A 17,989-nucleotide genomic window follows, 5' to 3' on the forward strand; every position below is an offset into this window, starting at 1 on the left:
CGGGGATTCTAACAGCATTTTTATACCAATGCTAATAATTATCCGCGAAAGGCACACTTATTCCTTACAACCCGCGGATAGATTTTTGACGTCTATTTACAGCACCTGTCAGAGAAACAGTATAGAGTTAGCTGTCTTATGGTGATATTCCGAGGTTACAGTGAGTAAACGACTACTCAAGTCTGGCATGATCGTCAGTGCTATGACATTTATTTCCCGCGTTCTTGGCCTAGTTCGTGATGTTGTAGTGGCAAATTTAATGGGGGCAGGAGCAAGCGCAGACGTCTTTTTCTTCGCCAATAAAATTCCTAATTTTTTACGACGTTTGTTTGCTGAAGGTGCTTTTTCCCAAGCGTTTGTACCTGTTTTAACGGAAAGCCATGCTCAAGGCGACATGGATAAAACTCGGGAGCTCATTGCTCGTGCGGCGGGTACATTAGGGGTGATAGTCTCAATTGTTACCATCTTAGGTGTTCTAGGTTCCGGAGTGGTGACTGCACTGTTTGGTTTTGGTTGGTTCCTAGACTGGATGCATGGTGGTCCCGCGGCTGAGAAGTTCGAACTTGCTAGCGTGATGCTCAAGATTACCTTTCCTTATTTATGGTTCATCACTTTTGTTGCCCTATCGGGAGCCATTCTTAATACACTAGGTAAGTTTGCGGTTTCTTCGTTTACTCCCGTCTTCCTCAACGTAATGATCATTTTGGCAGCATGGTTTATCTCGCCGCAGATGTCACAGCCAGAGATTGGTCTTGCCATCGGTGTTTTCCTTGGTGGTTTGGTTCAGTTCTTATTTCAAATCCCTTTCCTTATTAAAGCGGGGGTTATGGTTAAGCCAAAATGGGGCTGGCGCGATCCGGGCGTGGTGAAGATCCGAACCTTAATGATTCCTGCTTTGTTCGGTGTGTCGGTAAGCCAAATCAACTTGTTGTTTGATACTTTTATTGCCAGCTTTCTGCAAACCGGTTCGATCAGTTGGTTGTACTATTCAGATCGCTTGTTGGAATTCCCGTTAGGTCTGTTTGGTATTGCTATTGCAACGGTGATTTTACCAGCATTATCACGCAAACATGTTGACGCACAAAATGAAGGATTCGCACAAACCATGGACTGGGGGGTGCGCATGGTGATCTTACTTGGCCTTCCTGCAATGCTTGGTTTGATGGTACTGGCAAAACCTATGTTGATGGTGTTATTCATGCGAGGTGAGTTTTCGCCACAAGACGTACATCAAGCATCATTGTCACTCTTTGCTTACGCTTCAGGCTTGTTGAACTTTATGCTGATTAAAGTGCTCGCTCCGGGTTATTACTCGCGTCAAGACACTAAAACGCCAGTGAAATACGGCATCATTGCGATGGTGACCAACATGGTATTTAATGCAATTTTTGCGTACTTCTATGGCTACGTTGGCTTGGCTATCGCGACGGCACTATCGGCATTTGTGAATATGGCACTGCTGTATCGTGGCCTGCACATCGCAGAGGTATACCAAATCACTAAGCGAACCGTCTTCTTTATTATACGTTTAGCTATTGCTGGCGCGGCGATGGTGGCGGCAATCTTATGGCAACTGGAAGATATGTCAGTATGGCTGGGCTGGAGCTTTGCTCACCGAAGCGCGGTGCTAGGGATGTTGATCGGTTTAGGAGCCGTAGTTTACCTAGTGGTTCTATTTTTAACTGGTGCGCGTTTAAAAGACCTAAAAGCTGGGACAGACTGAGGGTGATTAGTATATAATCCGTCAGTTTCACACAGTGTAAAGTAAAACAGAGGCAGAAAGCAGTATCCAATGGAACTGATTAGAGGCATTCACAATATCAACCCGCGACATCATGGTTGTGTGCTGACTATTGGCAATTTCGATGGTGTCCATAAAGGCCATCAACAAGTATTGCAGCAAGTGTCTGAGCAAGCGGACAGGCTATCCTTGCCTTCTGTTGTGATGACCTTTGAACCTCAGCCGATGGAGCTGTTTGCCAAAGACAAGGCACCTGCAAGGTTGACGCGATTACGCGATAAGTTCGTGCAATTGAGTAAGCTCGATATTGACCGCTTACTGTGTGTCAATTTCAATCGCCATTTTGCAAGTTTAACCGCGGAAGAGTTTATCCGTGACTTGTTGGTCGAGCGTTTGGGTGTTAAGTTTCTTGTCGTTGGTGATGATTTCTGCTTTGGCAAAGGCCGTACAGGTAACTTTGCAATGCTGCAGGAAGCAGGGGAAAAATACGGCTTTGATGTCGTAAGTACCCAGAGCTTTTGTTTACAACAATTACGTGTCAGCAGTACGGCTATCCGTCAAGCGCTGGCGCGTGACGATTTGCATTCCGCGCAACAGATGCTGGGAAGAAACTACAGCATCAGCGGTCGTGTTTCTCACGGAAGAAAGCTAGGTCGAACCATTGGGTTCCCTACTGCAAATATTCCTTTGAAACGCTGTGTTTCTCCGGTTTCCGGAGTCTATGTTGTTCAAGCGCTTGGCTTAGGAAATAAGCCAGTTGGTGGTGTTGCTAATATTGGTCAAAGACCAACCGTCAATGGTGTTCGCCAACAGTTAGAAGTGCACTTATTCGACTTTCATGCCAATTTATATGGCAAGCAACTAGAAGTGGAACTTTTGCATAAACTTCGAGATGAGCAAAAGTTTGAGTCGTTTGAAGCACTTAAACAACAAATCGAATTGGATGCTGAAGCAGCAAGGGTGTGGCTGCGTCAGCTTAAGCGTTGAGCGGTTTATTCCACCGTTCAACATAATGTCTAATTTTCGCCCAATATAACGGAATTAAGAATCGATGAGTGAGTATAAAGATACCCTGAACTTACCTGAAACAGGGTTTCCAATGCGCGGCAACCTGGCCAATCGTGAGCCAGAAATGCTTAAGCGTTGGTACAAAGAAGATCTTTACGGTGAAATCCGTAAAGCTAAGAAAGGCAAAAAGTCATTCGTATTGCACGATGGCCCTCCTTACGCAAATGGTGACATTCATATTGGTCACGCACTAAACAAGATTCTTAAAGACATTATTATTAAATCCAAAACACTTTCAGGTTTTGACGCACCTTACATCCCAGGCTGGGACTGCCACGGTCTACCAATCGAATTAATGGTAGAGAAGAAAGTAGGTAAGCCAGGCCAAAAAGTGACAGCAGCGGAATTCCGCGAGAAATGTCGTGAATACGCAGCAGGTCAGGTTGAAGGTCAGAAAGAGAGCTTCAAACGCCTTGGTATCATGGGTGAGTGGGACAAGCCATACCGCACTATGGATTTCGCAACTGAAGCGAACATTATTCGTGCTCTTGGTAAGATCGCAAGCAATGGTCACCTGCTAAAAGGTTTCAAACCTGTTCACTGGTGTACAGACTGTGGTTCTGCTCTTGCTGAAGCGGAAGTAGAATACAAAGATAAAGTATCGCCATCTATCGACGTTCGTTTTAAAGCGGCTGACGAAGCGGCACTGCTATCTAAATTTGAACTGACAGAAGGTCATGAAGGTCACGGTGACGTATCTATCGTTATCTGGACAACAACACCTTGGACACTGCCTGCAAACCGCGCAGTATGTCTACGTGATGATCTAGAGTACGTGCTTATCCAAACAGAAGGCGACAACGCTGAGCGTATCATCGTTGCTGCTGAGCTAGCGAAAGACGTAATGGACCGTGCGGGTATCGAGCACTTCCACAACCTTGGCTTTGCTAAAGGTGCGGACCTAGAGCTTTCTCAATTCCAACACCCATTCTACGATTTCACTGTACCGGCGATCCTTGGCGATCACGTTACGACTGATTCAGGTACTGGTGTTGTTCACACTGCTCCTGGTCACGGTCAAGAAGACTTCGCGGTTGGTAACAAGTACAACCTAGAAGTAGCAAACCCAGTTGGCTCAAACGGTGTTTACCTACCAGATACAGAGCTATTTGCTGGTCAGCACGTATTTAAAGCGAACGATGCAGTAGTAGAAGTACTAAAAGAAAAAGGTGCACTACTACACCACCACGCTTACGAGCACAGCTACCCACACTGTTGGCGTCATAAGACTCCAATCATCTTCCGTGCTACACCTCAATGGTTCGTTTCTATGGACCAAGCTGGCCTACGTGCTAAAGCATTAGAGTCAATCAAGAATGTAGAGTGGATGCCTGAGTGGGGTCAAAGCCGCATCGAAGGTATGATCGAAGGTCGCCCTGAGTGGTGTATCTCTCGTCAACGTACTTGGGGTGTGCCAATTGCTCTGTTTGTTCATAAAGAAACAGCAGAACTTCATCCAAACACGCTAGAGCTGATCGAGAAAGTCGCGAAGCTGGTTGAAGAGAAAGGCATTCAAGCATGGTGGGATGTCGATGCAGCTGAACTACTAGGTGCTGACGCGGACCAATACGAAAAAGTACTAGATACGCTAGACGTATGGTTCGATTCAGGTGTCACTCACTTCTCTGTTGTTGATGCTCGTGAAGAGTACAACGGCAACAGTGCAGACCTATACCTAGAAGGTTCTGACCAACACCGCGGTTGGTTCCAGTCTTCTTTAATTTCATCTATTGCGATGAAAGACGAAGCACCTTACAAACAAGTACTGACACACGGTTTCGTGGTTGACGGTCACGGCCGTAAGATGTCTAAATCTATCGGTAACGTGGTTGCGCCAAAAGACGTAACTAACAAGCTAGGTGCTGACATTCTTCGTCTATGGGTTGCTTCTACAGACTACACTGGTGAAGTTGCGGTTTCTGATGAAATTCTAAAACGTAGTGCAGATGCGTACCGTCGTATCCGTAACACAGCGCGTTTCTTCCTTGCTAACCTAAGCGGCTTCAACCCTGAAACAGACATCGTTCCTGTTGAAGAGATGGTTGCGCTAGATCGCTGGGCGGTTGGTCGTGCACTAGCAGCACAAGAAGAGATCGTTAAAGCATACGAAGAGTACAACACACACGGTGTAACTCAGCGTCTAATGCAATTCTGTTCAATCGAAATGGGCTCTTTCTACCTAGACGTAATTAAAGACCGTCAGTACACAGCAAAACGTGGCGGCAACGCTCAACGTAGCTGTCAGACAGCACTTTACTACATCGTAGAAGCGCTAGTTCGTTGGATGGCGCCAATCATGTCGTTCACTGCAGATGAAATCTGGAACGAAATGCCAGGTCAACGCGACAAGTTCGTATTCACTGGTGAGTGGTTCGACGGCCTATTCGGTCTTGCTGAAGGTGAAGAGCTGAACAACGAATTCTGGACTGAGATCCAAGCGGTTCGTGGTGCGGTTAACAAACTTCTAGAAGATGCGCGTAAAGAGAAAACCATTGGTGGTGCACTACAAGCTGAAGTGACTCTATTTGCTGATGACGCACTAGCGGCGAAGATCAACAAACTTGAAGATGAACTGCGCTTTGTTCTACTAACCTCTGCGGCGAAAGTTAAGCCTCTAGGTGAGAAGACTGATGCAGCACAAGCGACAGATATCGAAGGCTTGTTTGTTGAAGTAGCAGCAGCTGAAGGCGAGAAGTGTGACCGTTGTTGGCACCACACGCCAGACGTAGGCACAATCGAAGGTCACGAGAAAATCTGTGGTCGTTGTGTGTCTAACGTAGACGGCGAAGGTGAAGTACGTAAATTCGCGTAATTGCCTAGAACGACTGAACTTTTTTTAAAATTAACAGCCCCAGTATTTACTGGGGCTGTTTGTAGGTAAAGTAATGAGTGAAAAAGCACTGACGTTAAAGCAATCTGGAGTTCGCTGGCTGTGGTTAGCAATTCTGGTATTTATTGCAGATATTGGCATCAAATTGGTGGTGATGGACAACATGGGCTACGGATGGGCAAACCGAATTGAGGTGTTGCCATTCTTCAACCTACTTTACGTTCATAACTACGGTGCCGCTTTCAGCTTCTTGAGCGATCAAGCTGGTTGGCAGCGCTGGTTATTTACAGGTATCGCGTTTGTTGTGACGGGTCTTTTGACCTACTGGATGAGTAAGCTTCCAGCAAAAGAAAAATGGAACAACATTGCTTATGCACTGATTATTGGTGGTGCAGTGGGCAACGTGTTTGACCGCGTCGTTCATGGCTTTGTTGTTGATTACCTAGACTTCTTCTGGGGTAACTACCACTGGCCAGCATTCAACCTTGCTGACATGGCGATCTGTATTGGTGCGGCAATGATTATTCTGGATGGCTTCCGTAAAAAAGACGCTGACAAGTAATCTTTTGCGGTATATCGAATAACCCTAAGCGTCGTCCGTTGATTCGAGCGACGCTTTTTATTATGTTGGAGCGCCAATCAGCATATCAATGTATAAAAAGACCAAGCTGACAGCGTAATAACCCAAGAACAAGGAAGCATTAACGTGACAACAATAACCAATGAATCGGTAGTAACCCTTCACTTTACGATTAAAATGAAAGACGGATCGGTTGCAGATAGTACTCATAACATGGGTAAACCAGCGAAGTTTGTTATGGGTGATGGCAGCTTGAGTGAAAACTTTGAGCAATGCTTGATCGGCCTCGAAACAGGCGCACAAAAAGCGATTGAGCTAAAGGCAGAAGACGCGTTTGGTATGCCAAACCCTGATCATATTCACTATATGGATCGCACTAAATTTGTAGGTGATGCAGAAGTGGAAGTTGGTACAATCATGGCCTTCAGTGGCCCTGATGGCATGGAAATCCCGGGCATTATTACAGAGATTGCAGGCGATTCAGTCACTGTGGACTTCAACCATCCTCTAGCGGGACAAGACGTGACTTTCGAAGTTGAAATTTTGTCAGTAGAATAGCGAACCAAATAAAAGATAACTTCCATGAGCAATGAAATGAAAATCCTGTTAGCTAACCCACGTGGTTTCTGTGCTGGTGTTGACCGCGCGATTAGCATCGTAGAGCGTGCGCTAGAGATGTATCAGCCACCGATTTATGTGCGTCATGAAGTGGTGCATAACCGTTTTGTGGTTGAAGGTCTCAAACAGCGTGGTGCTATCTTCGTTGAAGAACTGCACGAAGTGCCAGACAACAACATTGTGATTTTCTCCGCTCATGGTGTATCGCAGGCGGTTCGTCAGGAAGCCAAGCAGCGTGATTTGACCGTATTTGACGCAACGTGTCCTTTGGTAACCAAAGTGCATATGGAAGTGGCGCGTGCGAGCCGTCGTAATATGGAAGTGGTTCTGATTGGTCACGCAGGTCACCCTGAAGTCGAAGGTACGATGGGGCAATACGCCAGTGAAACCGGTGGTATGTACTTGGTTGAAACTCCAGCCGATGTTGAGAAACTGAAGGCGATTGTGAAAGATCCATCCGATCTTCATTACGTAAGCCAAACGACGCTTTCTGTCGATGAAACTGCCGATGTTATCGAAGAGCTACGCCGCGTGTTCCCAGATATCCAAGGTCCACGTAAAGACGATATCTGTTATGCGACACAAAACCGCCAAGATGCCGTACGTGAATTAGCTGGTGACGTAGATGTGATGGTTGTGGTGGGTTCTAAAAACTCATCAAACTCTACACGTCTTAAAGAGCTAGCTGAAAAGCTAGGGACACCTGGCTACTTAACCGACTGTCCGGAAGATATCAAACCTGAGTGGTTCGAAGGCAAAACAAAGGTCGGCGTGACTGCGGGAGCATCTGCTCCGGAAGAGCTCGTTAATCAGATTCTAGAGCGAATCAAAGAACTCGTTGGTGCCGAAGCGGTTGATGAAGTACTTGGCCGTGAAGAGAATATGTTCTTTGAAGTACCTAAAGAATTGCAAATCAAGCAAGTGGATTAGTCTCCATTTATCGAATATTCAAAAGGCGACCTGTGGGTCGCCTTTTTTACATCTCTCTTAACTCATTTAGGTAATCACGAATTTGGTCTTTTCCTAAACCATCGATAATCATATCAGACATCTTCGTGATTCTTCGCTCAAGCGATTGAGCAACCTTTTCGCAATGTGCGTACATGTCTTCATCAGAACCATAGGTCGGAAAAGCATCAACTTGCCAGTTTACTCGAACGCCCCCCGCAAGCCACTGAGGAGCGGTTTCTTGATGTAAAGAATCACAGAGAATAATAACGATGTCGGGAAGAAACTGAGTTCGCTCCTCCCATGAATGTGTGTGGATATGCGGAATGGGGAGTTGGTGGTCATCTAAATATTTTTGCACCACTGGGTGCACCTTGCCTGTGGGATGTGAGCCTCCACTGGTGACACTAAAATCCGCTGACAGGATATTGGTTGCGATTGACTCCGCGAGGACGCTTCGTCCAGCGTTGTGCTTACATATGAATAAAACTTTATACATCATCGCCTCGTCTTTTCAGAGCGTCCTATTTATACGCTAGCGGAAACTCAGCGATGATGTGTGAAGTTTTTGTGTTAGTGGCTAATGCCGAGCATCTCTTTGAGCACCTTTAAGTAGCGGCGGCTTACTGGTATCTCAAAGCCTGTTTTGGTGATGATTTCCGCTAACCCATTTTCCAGTAACTTGATTTCGCTAATCGCTTTAATACTGACTAAGTATTGACGATGGCAGCGGACTAGAGGGGTTTTCTCTTCCAACGTTTTTAATGTCAGTTGGGTGCTCGCGGTTTGGCTGGTGGAGCGTACATGCACGCCGCTGATATCACTGTAAGCACATTCCACCGTGTCGGTGGCCATGATAACGATGCGGTTGTGTCCGATGCACGGTATCTGATCCAACGTGTCAGGTGTAATAGCAGACAGTTGTTGCGTTAGGGCGGATTGGCTAATGACTTTGTTTAGTCGTTTTACCGTTTTAGTTAGCCGGCATGGGTCGACAGGTTTGAGCAAGTAATCAAAGGCATTGTCTTCAAATGCTTGAATCGCATACTGATCATAAGCCGTGACAAAAACCACATAAGGCATGGTTTCTGGATCAAGCATCCCAAGTAGTTCAATCCCCGTGACTTGAGGCATTTGGATATCGAGAAACACCACATCAGGCTTAAGTTCATTGATTTTTTTTAGGCCGAGGATTGCGTTTGAGGCATCGCCCACGACCTCAACTTGGCCTGTTTCATCCAGTAACTCTGCTAGCTCTTCACGAGCAAACTGTTCATCATCAATGACGAGTGCGGTTAACATCCAACATTACCTTTATTGCTTCAGCGTGCTTTTATGATTTTGGGGGAATGATAAAGCTCATTTTAGTAAATTGATGTGGCTCGCACGTAATTTTTAGCGCTGCATCACGTCCAAATTGATTAGTGAGACGCTTGTCCACAATTTCTAAACCTAGCCCTGAGTGGTTTTCTTTTGGCGCCTCAAAACTGCCTGCGTTGTCTTCGACGGTAATCAAGTGACCTTGTGGGTGTGCTTCGCTGTATATATGAACTTTACCACCTTCAAGCATGTTTGAAATGCCATGCTTAATGGCATTCTCAACCAAAGGCTGGAGTGTAAAGCTTGGTAATTTGATGTCCAGCAATTCAGGTTGAATATCGATTTCAACCTCTAAGCGGTCCGTAAAACGCGCTTTTTCGATGCTCAAGTACGAGTTCACATGTGCAAGCTCTTCCTTTAACGTCACGGTATTAATGTTCTGCTTTAAATTGCTGCGGAAGAAGTGCGATAGATTTTGGATTAGCTCGCGCGCTTTGTCAGGGTCACGACGAGTAATCGCACTAATAGTATTGAGGGCATTAAACAAAAAGTGTGGATTCACCTGAGCGTGAAGCAATTTTATTTCTGCTTGGGCGAGTAAGGCTTGTTGTTGTTGGTAATCGCCATAAAGGATTTGGCTAGATAGAAGCTGGGCTATTCCTTCCGCCATCGACATGTTGGCCGTCGAGAACAATTTACGCTTCGGTTCATACAGCTTTATGGTACCAATGACCTCTTTCCCTGCACGCAGTGGGATGATCAGCGCAGATCCGAGCTTGCAATCTTTTGCAATGGAGCATTGGTATGGACGCTCCGCGCCATCAAGATAAATGATGTCGTTTTTCTCCATGGAGTCTAATGTGCTTTGCGATGAAATCGGCGTGTTTGGTTTATGGTGATCATCGCCAATGCCCACAAACGCTAAGATTTTTTCTTGGTCAGTAATCGCGACAGCGCCCACTTTGGTTTCTTCGTAAATAATACGTGCGATTTTCTCTGCGTTTTCGGTGTTGAAGCCGTTGCTTAGAATTCCCACTGAGCGATCAGCAATGGTGAGCGCTCGACGCGAAAACGTCGCAGAAAACTTTTCAAAGATTGCTTTTCTGTCTTGCAGGATACTCATGAACAACGCCGCACCAAATGAGTTCGCGATGATCATAGGCGCTGCAATAGCGGACACCAGTTCATAGGCTTGATCAAAAGGTTTCGCGACGGCGAGCAGCAAAATCATTTGCACCACTTCTGCAACAAACGTGACGCTGAATACAACGCTTGGATTAAACAGCAATGCACCTTTATTTCGCTTGATAAGGTAAACGTGGAGCAAACCACCAATTACGCCCTCGGCGGTGGTTGAAATTGCACAGGCTAGGTCGGTAAAACCACCAAGAGAGTATCGATGGATGCCACCAGTAAATCCGACGGCGAAACCTACAACAGGTCCACCAAACAGCCCGCCCATAACTGCGCCGATCGCACGAGTATTGGCAATAGCATCGTTGATGTGCAGACCGAAATAGGTGCCGAGAATACAAAAGCCAGAGAAGAGTACGTAACAAATTAGGCGGTGGCTTAAGCGCGAAGAAATACTCAGCAAAGGTAAGATGATTGGCGTTTTACTTAGCATGTAAGCCAAAACTAAGTACACACACATCTGTTGTAAAAGGGAGATGACCAGTTCCATAGTGAACCTAACCTAGAATCAATGTTGTTATTGTATACCTAAGTAACCTCAAGATGCTTGGCTCAGATAGATAAGAACAGCTAAGTAAATGATGCTGCGCTGTGCTTTCTGAGTCTTAAAGTGACTTGGGTATAAAACAAAAAGAGCCTGCAATTGGCAGGCTCCTATCTTAGTCACTCAGATGTGACGAGTATTACGCTGTTTCTGATACGGCTTGTGGTTTCTCTTCGTCAGCCAGTTCAGTTTCACCTTTACCCTTAGAGGTTTTGATAACGTAACCTGTCACAGCTAGGGCAAACACAATACCTACGATAGTTGATAGTTGCATTGGCAGACCAAAACCTAGCGAGCTGTTGTTTAAGATGAACGTGACACATACCGTGGTCATGAAGATAGCTGGGATAGTGGTAATCCAGTGCAGCTTGTTGTGACGCAGTAGGTAAGCGGACGCAGTCCAAAGCATCATTACCGCTGTTGTTTGGTTTGCAAAACCGAAGTAGCGCCAGATAATGCCGAAGTCTACTTGAGTTAAGATACCGCCGATAACGAACAGTGGAAGTGCCATCAGTAGACGGTTACGTAGCGTTTTTTGTTCCATGTTGAAGTATTCAGCAAGGATCAAGCGGCTTGAACGGAACGCTGTATCGCCAGACGTAATTGGTAGGATAACCACCCCCAGGAACGCAAGGATACCACCGAACACACCTAGCAGACCAAATGATGCGCTGTATACCACGTTACCAGGACCACCGTTTTTCACAGCTTCGGATAGAGCGTCTAGAGAGCCGAAGAAAGACAGAGCGATAGCACACCAAATTAGCGCGATAACACCTTCACCAATCATTGCACCGTAGAATACGAAGCGACCGTTTTTCTCATTTTCCATACAACGCGCCATCAGTGGAGACTGAGTTGCGTGGAAGCCAGAGATAGCGCCACATGCGATAGTGATGAACAATGCAGGCCATAACGGCATGTCATTTGGGTTGAGGTTAGAGAACATGTCCGAAACTTGGAAGTCACCCATTACTGTGTGTTCGCTAGAGAAAGCAACGGCTGTCATTAGGCCAACAGACATAAAGATAAGTAGGGCGCCAAACAGTGGGTAGAAACGACCAATGATTTTATCGACAGGAACAATCGTCGCAATGATGTAGTAAGCAAATATAGCAATAACCATTGTAGTCATGCTTACGCTCAAGCTTGTTTGATCATTGATGAGGTTAGTAATCATGCCAGCAGGGGCTGAAACGAACACTACGCCAACTAGAAGTAATAGGACAATGGCAAAAATATTCATAAAGTGTTTTGCGCCATTACCTAGGTAGCGACCTGTAATGGTAGGTACAGATGCACCGCCGTTACGCACTGAAAGCATGCCTGAGAAGTAATCGTGTACTGCACCAGCAAAAATACAACCGACTACAATCCAAAGCATCGCCGCAGGACCGTATAGTGCCCCCATGATCGGGCCAAAAATTGGACCAACACCTGCGATGTTAAGTAGTTGAACTAGGTAAACTTTCTTTGTTGACATTGGAACGAAGTCAACACCGTCCGATTTGGTGTGAGCTGGCGTTTGGCGTTTTTCATTGATGCCGAAAATCTTCTCGACGAAAGCGCCGTAGATGAAGTATCCGCCGATTAGGGCTGCGACACAGGTTAGAAACCACATCATAGCAATTGTCCTTGGTCTTAGTTGGGTAGGGTAATTTTTTAATCTCAGGATGCATGTTATGCGTCACTTGTGTTAAATGCATTCGGTTAGTAGATGAGTGGTCGAATAGAGCACTGAGTGGTCGATATGCTGCTTGAGCGGTTTTTAAAAATGGCGAAAGGTTGATGACAGTCTTGAGCGGCTGATTTGAGTCATCAGTGGTTAAATCTGCAAGCTCAGCGGCAAGCGCCAATAATTAGTGGTAAGCTTATTTTTGAAAACAATTACTTAAGGAAGAACCATGAAAAAGGTAACGGTAGGTCTGGCACTGGCTTTACTTGCAGGATGCACAGCAACGACAGCAGATCTTGCCAAGTCGGGAGATTGGCATCAGATCGGATATCAAGATGGCATAACCGGACACACATCGCGCACGATGAGCGAGCTTCGTGAGTTGGGTAGTGTTAAGCAAAGTGACTACGACCAAGGTTATTTAGAAGGTTTACGTGAGTACTGTAATCCTGCTTTTGCGTATCAAATGGGGTTATCTGGTCAGTATTACGAAGGGGTTTGTGAAGGTACTGAGCAAGCGCAAAAATTCCGCATGGAATGGCAACGTGGTTGGAATGAATACTCAAATTAATAGTCAATAAAGCCGTTGTTACACTGTCTGCATCACATAAATGTGGCAAAATCTTCCTTATTAAACTATGTTCATATTGCTTGATAGTGAGCACAGCAAAAAAAGGAATCACATTATGTCAACGCAAATGGCTGGTGGCTGGAGTCCATTTCATGAACTCACAGCAGAGAATAAAGAAGTATTTGCTAAAGGTATCGAGGGGTTTGTCGGTGTCAAATACTCCCCTTTGGTTGTGGCTACTCAAGTCGTAGCCGGACAAAACTATGCGTTTTTCTGTAATGCAGAAGTTGTCTACCCTGGAGCACAACCATACCCAGCAATGGTTCATATGTTCAGTGACCTTGAAGGTAAAGTCGGTATTACTCACATTGAACGATTGAACTACTAAATTAAGCCATAAAAGGCGCCTGACTTTTAAATAAGTGAGGCGCTTTATTGATTAAGATTGATTAGTTTGCGCGATCACGACTTTTCTTAAATATCCTTGCTTGGCGTTCAGTTGCTCAGTCGCGCTTTCTCTATCCAGCCCGGTTAAAATCATCAAAATCGCTAACTTGGCGTCGTAGTTCGTTTCTTTGAGCGCCGTTTTAGCCTCTTGGTTAGTACAATCTGTTGCTTGCATAACAATACGAGCCGCTCTTGCAACTAGCTTTGCATTCGTCGCTTTCACATCTACCATTAAGTTCTGATAACTTTTGCCCAGGCGAATCATGCTTGCGGTAGTGAGCATGTTTAGTACGAGTTTTTGTGCCGTCCCTGATTTTAAGCGAGTGGATCCCGTTAACGCTTCAGGTCCAACAACGGGGCTAATCGCAATATCAGCAATATCTGCAATCGGAGAGTCAGGGTTACAAGATAGTGCTACAGTGGTGGCACCAAGCTCGTTCGCATACTCTAAGCCACCAATCACGTAAGGTGTTCGTCCACTTGCCGCAATACCAACGACGACATCGCGTTGTGTTAGCGTATTCTCTTTAAGATCTTGCTCGCCCAATGCTGGGTCGTCCTCCGCCCCTTCTTTTGCACGGAACATTGCCTCTTTTCCACCGGCAATAATACCAACGACCATCTCTGGATCTGTGCCAAAAGTTGGTGGGCATTCTGAAGCGTCCAAAACGCCAAGTCGACCACTGGTACCCGCACCGATGTAAAACAACCGACCTCCGACCTTAAATGCTTCCGTGATCTTATCAACGGCTTCAGCGATCTCAGGCAATACTTTTTCAACGGCAAGAGGAACGAGTTTGTCCTGTTGGTTGATGCGTTGAACAATATCGAGAGAAGGCAGCAAGTCGATGTCCATGGTGTCTGGATTTCGCCCTTCAGATACCAGATGGGATAAAGCTGCGATAAGTGCATCGTTCGTCATAATGAATTAAGCCTTTTTGTTTAGGATCTATTGCCCTTAATTTTTTGAATAGAGTACACCCAGTGAAGCGAGACGACTTGCCCCCGTAACTTCCGGTAAGTTGCTAGGGAGGCCGTGAATATGGCGCTGCGCAAGCCAAGCAAACGCCATTGCTTCCATGTAGTCGCCATCAACGCCTTTTTCTGCCGTTGTCGCAACGCTCCATTGTGGCAATAACTTAGCTAGTCGCTGCATCAAAAGTGGGTTTCTTGCTCCACCGCCACAGACCAATAGTTGAGGTGTGATGCCATGAGAAAACTTGTCGACTTCGTTGGCAATGGTAATTGCAGAATACTCGCAAAGTGTACGTTGTACGTCTTCGATTGGTAAATTGTGATGGGCCAGTTGTTGATGCAGCCAGTCAATATTGAACAGTTCTCGTCCGGTACTTTTAGGGGCTGGCATGGCGAGGTAAGCTTCTTTGAGTAATTGAGTCAACAAAGTAGCGTTTACCGTTCCTTTAAGTGCAAATTGTGCATCTTCGTCGAAGCTTTGCCCAGTATGCAGCGCACACCATGCGTCCATCAACATATTGCCCGGGCCTGTGTCATAGCCAATGACTGGTTGTTCTGGATGCAGTACCGAGATATTGGCAATGCCTCCAATGTTAAGCACCACAGTTGTGGAATCCTGCATCGCAAAAATGCATTTATGGAAAGCAGGGACGAGTGGGGCACCTTGTCCACCTAGCGCCATGTCTTTACGACGAAAATCCGCTACCGTATCAATGCCTGTCTTGACCGCGATAATGTTGGCATCGCCCAATTGAGTGGTAAACGGCAAGTTTCCGGTAGGCTGATGGAACACTGTTTGACCGTGATTACCAATCGCACGAATTTGCTCTGCGACGTAACCAGACTTATTGAGCAGCTGTAACACGGCATCTGCAAATAGGTGGCCGAGCTGGTGGTCAAGTTCACCTATGGTTTTTAAATTTGTTCCTTGACCGGTACAAACAGATAACAGCATGTCTTTTAGCGCTGCGGGCATTGGGTAGTCGTCGTGCGCAATCAGGCGAACGTGCTCATCGCTTATTTCAACTAGAGCGGTATCAACACCATCCATACTCGTTCCAGACATCACACCAATGTACAGTTCGTTAAATTTCATAGCCGATCTCGTCAATTCTTCATTCACTTATTGTAAAGCAAATCTGAAGCGAATAACCTCATCGAATACGAGATATTCAGCCGATTTTGAGGAGAAAACATGGGACCGTTATGGGTTGACGTTGCGGGGTATGAACTGACCGCTGAAGACAAAGAAATCTTGGAGCATCCTACGGTTGGTGGCTTAATTCTATTTGCTCGCAACTATCATGATAGCGAACAGCTTCAAGCACTTACTCAATCCATCCGAAAGGCGGCTAAGCGCCCGTTTTTGATCGGTGTGGATCAAGAAGGCGGCCGAGTGCAGCGCTTTCGTGAAGGTTTCTCATTAATTCCTGCTGCTGATGAGTACGCTAAACATCAAAATGGTGAAGAGCTTGCTCGTATGGGCGGTTGGTTAATGGCAGCAGAGCTGATTGCCCATGATATTGATTTAAGCTTTGCCCCGGTACTTGACCAAGGCCATCAATGTAAAGCGATCGGTAACCGTGCATTCGGTGAAGATGCCGATACCATTCTTCGCTATAGCACTGCTTATATGCAAGGAATGAAGAGTGTTGGCATGGCAACGACAGGCAAACACTTCCCTGGACATGGTGGCGTGATTGCAGACTCACATCTAGAAACACCATACGACGAGCGCAGTGATATTTTTGAACAAGATATGGCGATCTTCAAAGCGCAAATTGATGCCGGTATTTTAGATGCCATGATGCCTGCTCACGTGATTTTCCCACATTATGATGCTCAACCAGCCAGCGGTTCTGAATACTGGTTAAAACAGGTTCTGCGTCAGCAATTGGGTTTTAAAGGTTTGGTTTTTTCGGATGACTTGACCATGGAAGGCGCTGCGATTATGGGCAGCCCAGCCGAGCGAGGTGCTCAAGCATTGAGAGCTGGCTGCGATATGTTGTTAATGTGTAATAAACGAGAAGCGCACGTTGAAGTATTAGACAACTTACCGGTTTCAACCGTGCCACTCGCGGATGCATTACTGAAAAAACAGTCATTTTCTCCAAGCGAACTTAAGCTATCTCAAGAGTGGAAAGCGGCGAGTGAAGCGATGAAACGCTTGACTAGCTAAACCTCTTGTAAAAGATTCAAAACGGCGATGAGAAGCCAAAGTTAATTATGCTTTGGCTTTTTATTTAGCTGTAAACTTTAGTTTACACTAAATGTTTTTTATTATGTACGCTTGTTTTTCTTTTTTAGCCTGTTATCTTGTCGTTAAAGCTTAGTTGTCTCACCAAGGGTTTGGTTGGGTGTAAAAATAAATATACAGGTTAGAGTTATGCAGAAAAGTGAGTTGAGCAATATTAATATTATCGAAGAACAGGTTCTTATTACTCCGGAGGAACTAAAAACCAAGCTTCCTTTGAGTGAAAAAGCACGTCGCTTTATTCAAGAGTCTCGTCAAACTATCGCTAATATTATTCACAAGAAGGATCACCGCCTGCTTGTTGTATGCGGTCCATGTTCTATCCACGACGTAGAAGCGGCGAAGGATTACGCAAAGCGCCTTAAAGCACTCTCTGAACAACTAAGTGACCAACTGTATATTGTTATGCGTGTTTACTTTGAGAAGCCGCGCACCACGGTCGGCTGGAAAGGCCTGATCAATGACCCACACCTAGACGGCAGTTTCGATATTGAACACGGTCTGCATGTTGGACGCGAACTTCTGGTGGAGCTGGCAGAGATGGAAATCCCGCTCGCGACTGAGGCTCTAGACCCAATTAGCCCACAATACTTGGCGGATACTTTTAGCTGGGCAGCCATCGGTGCTCGTACGACGGAGTCACAAACTCACCGTGAAATGGCAAGCGGCCTGTCTATGCCAATCGGTTTTAAGAATGGCACGGATGGCAGTTTGGCAACCGCAATTAACGCGATGCAAGCTGCGTCCTCTAGCCACCGTTTTATGGGAATTAATCGTGAGGGACAAGTCGCACTATTAACCACCCAGGGCAATGCTAATGGACATGTGATCTTACGTGGCGGCAAGCAAACTAACTACGATTCGGTATCCGTCACTGAGTGTGAGCAAGAGATGGCGAAATCTGGTCTTGATGCTTCATTAATGGTGGATTGCAGTCACGCCAACTCACGTAAAGATTACCGTCGCCAGCCATTAGTCGCGGAGGATGTGATTCATCAAATCCGTGAAGGCAATAAATCTATTATCGGTCTTATGATTGAAAGCCATATCAATGAAGGAAATCAATCTTCTGACTTAGCTCTTGAAGAGATGAAATACGGTGTATCTATCACTGACGCATGTATCAATTGGGATTCAACTGAGGCACTATTACGTCATGCACATGAAGAGCTAGTGCCTTTCTTAGAAAATCGTCTAAAGGCTAATTAATACAGGATTTAAGGA

Annotated in this window: 16 protein-coding genes; 10 read left to right on the forward strand and 6 right to left on the reverse strand. The window is 45.8% G+C overall.

Annotation, left to right across the window (positions count from 1 at the left end; all coding sequences use genetic code 11):
* Positions 1–160 precede the first annotated feature (160 nt).
* From murJ to ispH, 6 genes are all read left to right on the forward strand, one after another.
* Positions 161–1,723 carry a murein biosynthesis integral membrane protein MurJ gene (gene murJ, locus R7P35_RS20870; RefSeq protein ID WP_005381936.1) on the forward strand — a complete coding sequence of 521 codons (1,563 nt, stop codon included), beginning with the start codon at positions 161–163 and terminating at the stop codon, positions 1,721–1,723.
* Between the two features lie 69 nt (positions 1,724–1,792).
* Positions 1,793–2,728 (forward strand): bifunctional riboflavin kinase/FAD synthetase, encoded by a 936-nt coding sequence (gene ribF, locus R7P35_RS20875; protein WP_005381933.1) that lies wholly within the window; start codon positions 1,793–1,795, stop codon positions 2,726–2,728.
* 64 nt (positions 2,729–2,792) lie between these two features.
* Positions 2,793–5,621, forward strand: a complete 2,829-nt coding sequence (gene ileS, locus R7P35_RS20880) for an isoleucine--tRNA ligase (protein WP_138938945.1) — start codon at positions 2,793–2,795, stop codon at positions 5,619–5,621.
* A gap of 73 nt (positions 5,622–5,694) precedes the next feature.
* On the forward strand, positions 5,695–6,201 hold the full coding sequence (gene lspA / locus R7P35_RS20885; protein WP_005385948.1) for a signal peptidase II: 507 nt from the start codon (positions 5,695–5,697) through the stop codon (positions 6,199–6,201).
* A 144-nt stretch (positions 6,202–6,345) separates the two neighbouring features.
* The gene (fkpB, locus tag R7P35_RS20890; RefSeq protein ID WP_005381922.1) at positions 6,346–6,777 is read left to right on the forward strand and encodes an FKBP-type peptidyl-prolyl cis-trans isomerase; all 432 of its coding nucleotides are present in this window, start codon (positions 6,346–6,348) and stop codon (positions 6,775–6,777) included.
* Positions 6,778–6,801: 24 nt separating this feature from the next.
* On the forward strand, positions 6,802–7,767 hold the full coding sequence (ispH, locus tag R7P35_RS20895; RefSeq protein WP_005381920.1) for a 4-hydroxy-3-methylbut-2-enyl diphosphate reductase: 966 nt from the start codon (positions 6,802–6,804) through the stop codon (positions 7,765–7,767).
* 46 nt (positions 7,768–7,813) lie between these two features.
* On the opposite strand, the gene R7P35_RS20900 is transcribed toward ispH, so the two are convergent.
* The 4 genes from R7P35_RS20900 to R7P35_RS20915 form a co-directional block, all read right to left on the reverse strand.
* Entirely contained in the window at positions 7,814–8,287 is a 474-nt protein-coding gene (locus R7P35_RS20900) for a low molecular weight phosphatase family protein (RefSeq protein ID WP_064377040.1), read from the reverse strand.
* A gap of 71 nt (positions 8,288–8,358) precedes the next feature.
* A complete protein-coding gene (gene btsR / locus R7P35_RS20905) occupies positions 8,359–9,087 on the reverse strand; it encodes a two-component system response regulator BtsR (protein WP_005381917.1) in 729 nt (242 codons plus the stop codon).
* A gap of 31 nt (positions 9,088–9,118) precedes the next feature.
* Positions 9,119–10,789 carry a sensor histidine kinase gene (locus tag R7P35_RS20910; protein WP_170893690.1) on the reverse strand — a complete coding sequence of 557 codons (1,671 nt, stop codon included), beginning with the start codon at positions 10,787–10,789 and terminating at the stop codon, positions 9,119–9,121.
* Positions 10,790–10,982: 193 nt separating this feature from the next.
* Entirely contained in the window at positions 10,983–12,467 is a 1,485-nt protein-coding gene (locus R7P35_RS20915) for a carbon starvation protein A (protein ID WP_005381914.1), read from the reverse strand.
* Positions 12,468–12,747: 280 nt separating this feature from the next.
* Here R7P35_RS20915 and R7P35_RS20920 point away from each other — a divergent pair, with 280 nt between their 5' ends.
* Positions 12,748–13,089: a DUF2799 domain-containing protein gene (locus R7P35_RS20920; RefSeq protein ID WP_005381912.1), complete on the forward strand. Its 342-nt coding sequence runs from the start codon at positions 12,748–12,750 to the stop codon at positions 13,087–13,089.
* A gap of 115 nt (positions 13,090–13,204) precedes the next feature.
* Positions 13,205–13,477, forward strand: coding sequence for a hypothetical protein (locus R7P35_RS20925; RefSeq protein ID WP_005381911.1), 273 nt, complete (start codon positions 13,205–13,207; stop codon positions 13,475–13,477).
* A gap of 51 nt (positions 13,478–13,528) precedes the next feature.
* On the opposite strand, the gene murQ is transcribed toward R7P35_RS20925, so the two are convergent.
* Positions 13,529–14,458, reverse strand: a complete 930-nt coding sequence (gene murQ / locus R7P35_RS20930; protein ID WP_318092552.1) for an N-acetylmuramic acid 6-phosphate etherase — start codon at positions 14,456–14,458, stop codon at positions 13,529–13,531.
* A gap of 36 nt (positions 14,459–14,494) precedes the next feature.
* On the reverse strand, positions 14,495–15,607 hold the full coding sequence (locus R7P35_RS20935) for an anhydro-N-acetylmuramic acid kinase (RefSeq protein ID WP_042521865.1): 1,113 nt from the start codon (positions 15,605–15,607) through the stop codon (positions 14,495–14,497).
* Positions 15,608–15,706: 99 nt separating this feature from the next.
* On the opposite strand from R7P35_RS20935, the gene nagZ reads away from it, so the two are divergent.
* Together nagZ and R7P35_RS20945 are read left to right on the forward strand one after the other, a co-directional pair.
* The gene (nagZ, locus tag R7P35_RS20940; protein WP_064369000.1) at positions 15,707–16,690 is read left to right on the forward strand and encodes a beta-N-acetylhexosaminidase; all 984 of its coding nucleotides are present in this window, start codon (positions 15,707–15,709) and stop codon (positions 16,688–16,690) included.
* A 207-nt stretch (positions 16,691–16,897) separates the two neighbouring features.
* Positions 16,898–17,974, forward strand: a complete 1,077-nt coding sequence (locus R7P35_RS20945) for a 3-deoxy-7-phosphoheptulonate synthase (protein WP_005381904.1) — start codon at positions 16,898–16,900, stop codon at positions 17,972–17,974.
* Positions 17,975–17,989 lie beyond the last annotated feature (15 nt).

This window comes from Vibrio sp. Vb0304, from assembly GCF_033338995.1.
Taxonomy (GTDB): domain Bacteria; phylum Pseudomonadota; class Gammaproteobacteria; order Enterobacterales; family Vibrionaceae; genus Vibrio; species Vibrio alginolyticus.

What these genes read in the sequence shown, in the direction of transcription:
- ribF (WP_005381933.1), top strand. Translation starts at nt 1,793, where the DNA reads ATGGAACTGATTAGAGGCATTCACAATATCAACCCGCGACATCATGGT.
- ileS (WP_138938945.1), top strand. Translation starts at nt 2,793, where the DNA reads ATGAGTGAGTATAAAGATACCCTGAACTTACCTGAAACAGGGTTTCCA.
- lspA (WP_005385948.1), top strand. Translation starts at nt 5,695, where the DNA reads ATGAGTGAAAAAGCACTGACGTTAAAGCAATCTGGAGTTCGCTGGCTG.
- ispH (WP_005381920.1), top strand. Translation starts at nt 6,802, where the DNA reads ATGAGCAATGAAATGAAAATCCTGTTAGCTAACCCACGTGGTTTCTGT.
- R7P35_RS20900 (WP_064377040.1), bottom strand. Translation starts at nt 8,287, where the DNA reads ATGATGTATAAAGTTTTATTCATATGTAAGCACAACGCTGGACGAAGC.
- btsR (WP_005381917.1), bottom strand. Translation starts at nt 9,087, where the DNA reads ATGTTAACCGCACTCGTCATTGATGATGAACAGTTTGCTCGTGAAGAG.
- R7P35_RS20910 (WP_170893690.1), bottom strand. Translation starts at nt 10,789, where the DNA reads ATGGAACTGGTCATCTCCCTTTTACAACAGATGTGTGTGTACTTAGTT.
- R7P35_RS20915 (WP_005381914.1), bottom strand. Translation starts at nt 12,467, where the DNA reads ATGATGTGGTTTCTAACCTGTGTCGCAGCCCTAATCGGCGGATACTTC.
- R7P35_RS20920 (WP_005381912.1), top strand. Translation starts at nt 12,748, where the DNA reads ATGAAAAAGGTAACGGTAGGTCTGGCACTGGCTTTACTTGCAGGATGC.
- R7P35_RS20925 (WP_005381911.1), top strand. Translation starts at nt 13,205, where the DNA reads ATGTCAACGCAAATGGCTGGTGGCTGGAGTCCATTTCATGAACTCACA.
- murQ (WP_318092552.1), bottom strand. Translation starts at nt 14,458, where the DNA reads ATGACGAACGATGCACTTATCGCAGCTTTATCCCATCTGGTATCTGAA.
- R7P35_RS20935 (WP_042521865.1), bottom strand. Translation starts at nt 15,607, where the DNA reads ATGAAATTTAACGAACTGTACATTGGTGTGATGTCTGGAACGAGTATG.
- nagZ (WP_064369000.1), top strand. Translation starts at nt 15,707, where the DNA reads ATGGGACCGTTATGGGTTGACGTTGCGGGGTATGAACTGACCGCTGAA.
- R7P35_RS20945 (WP_005381904.1), top strand. Translation starts at nt 16,898, where the DNA reads ATGCAGAAAAGTGAGTTGAGCAATATTAATATTATCGAAGAACAGGTT.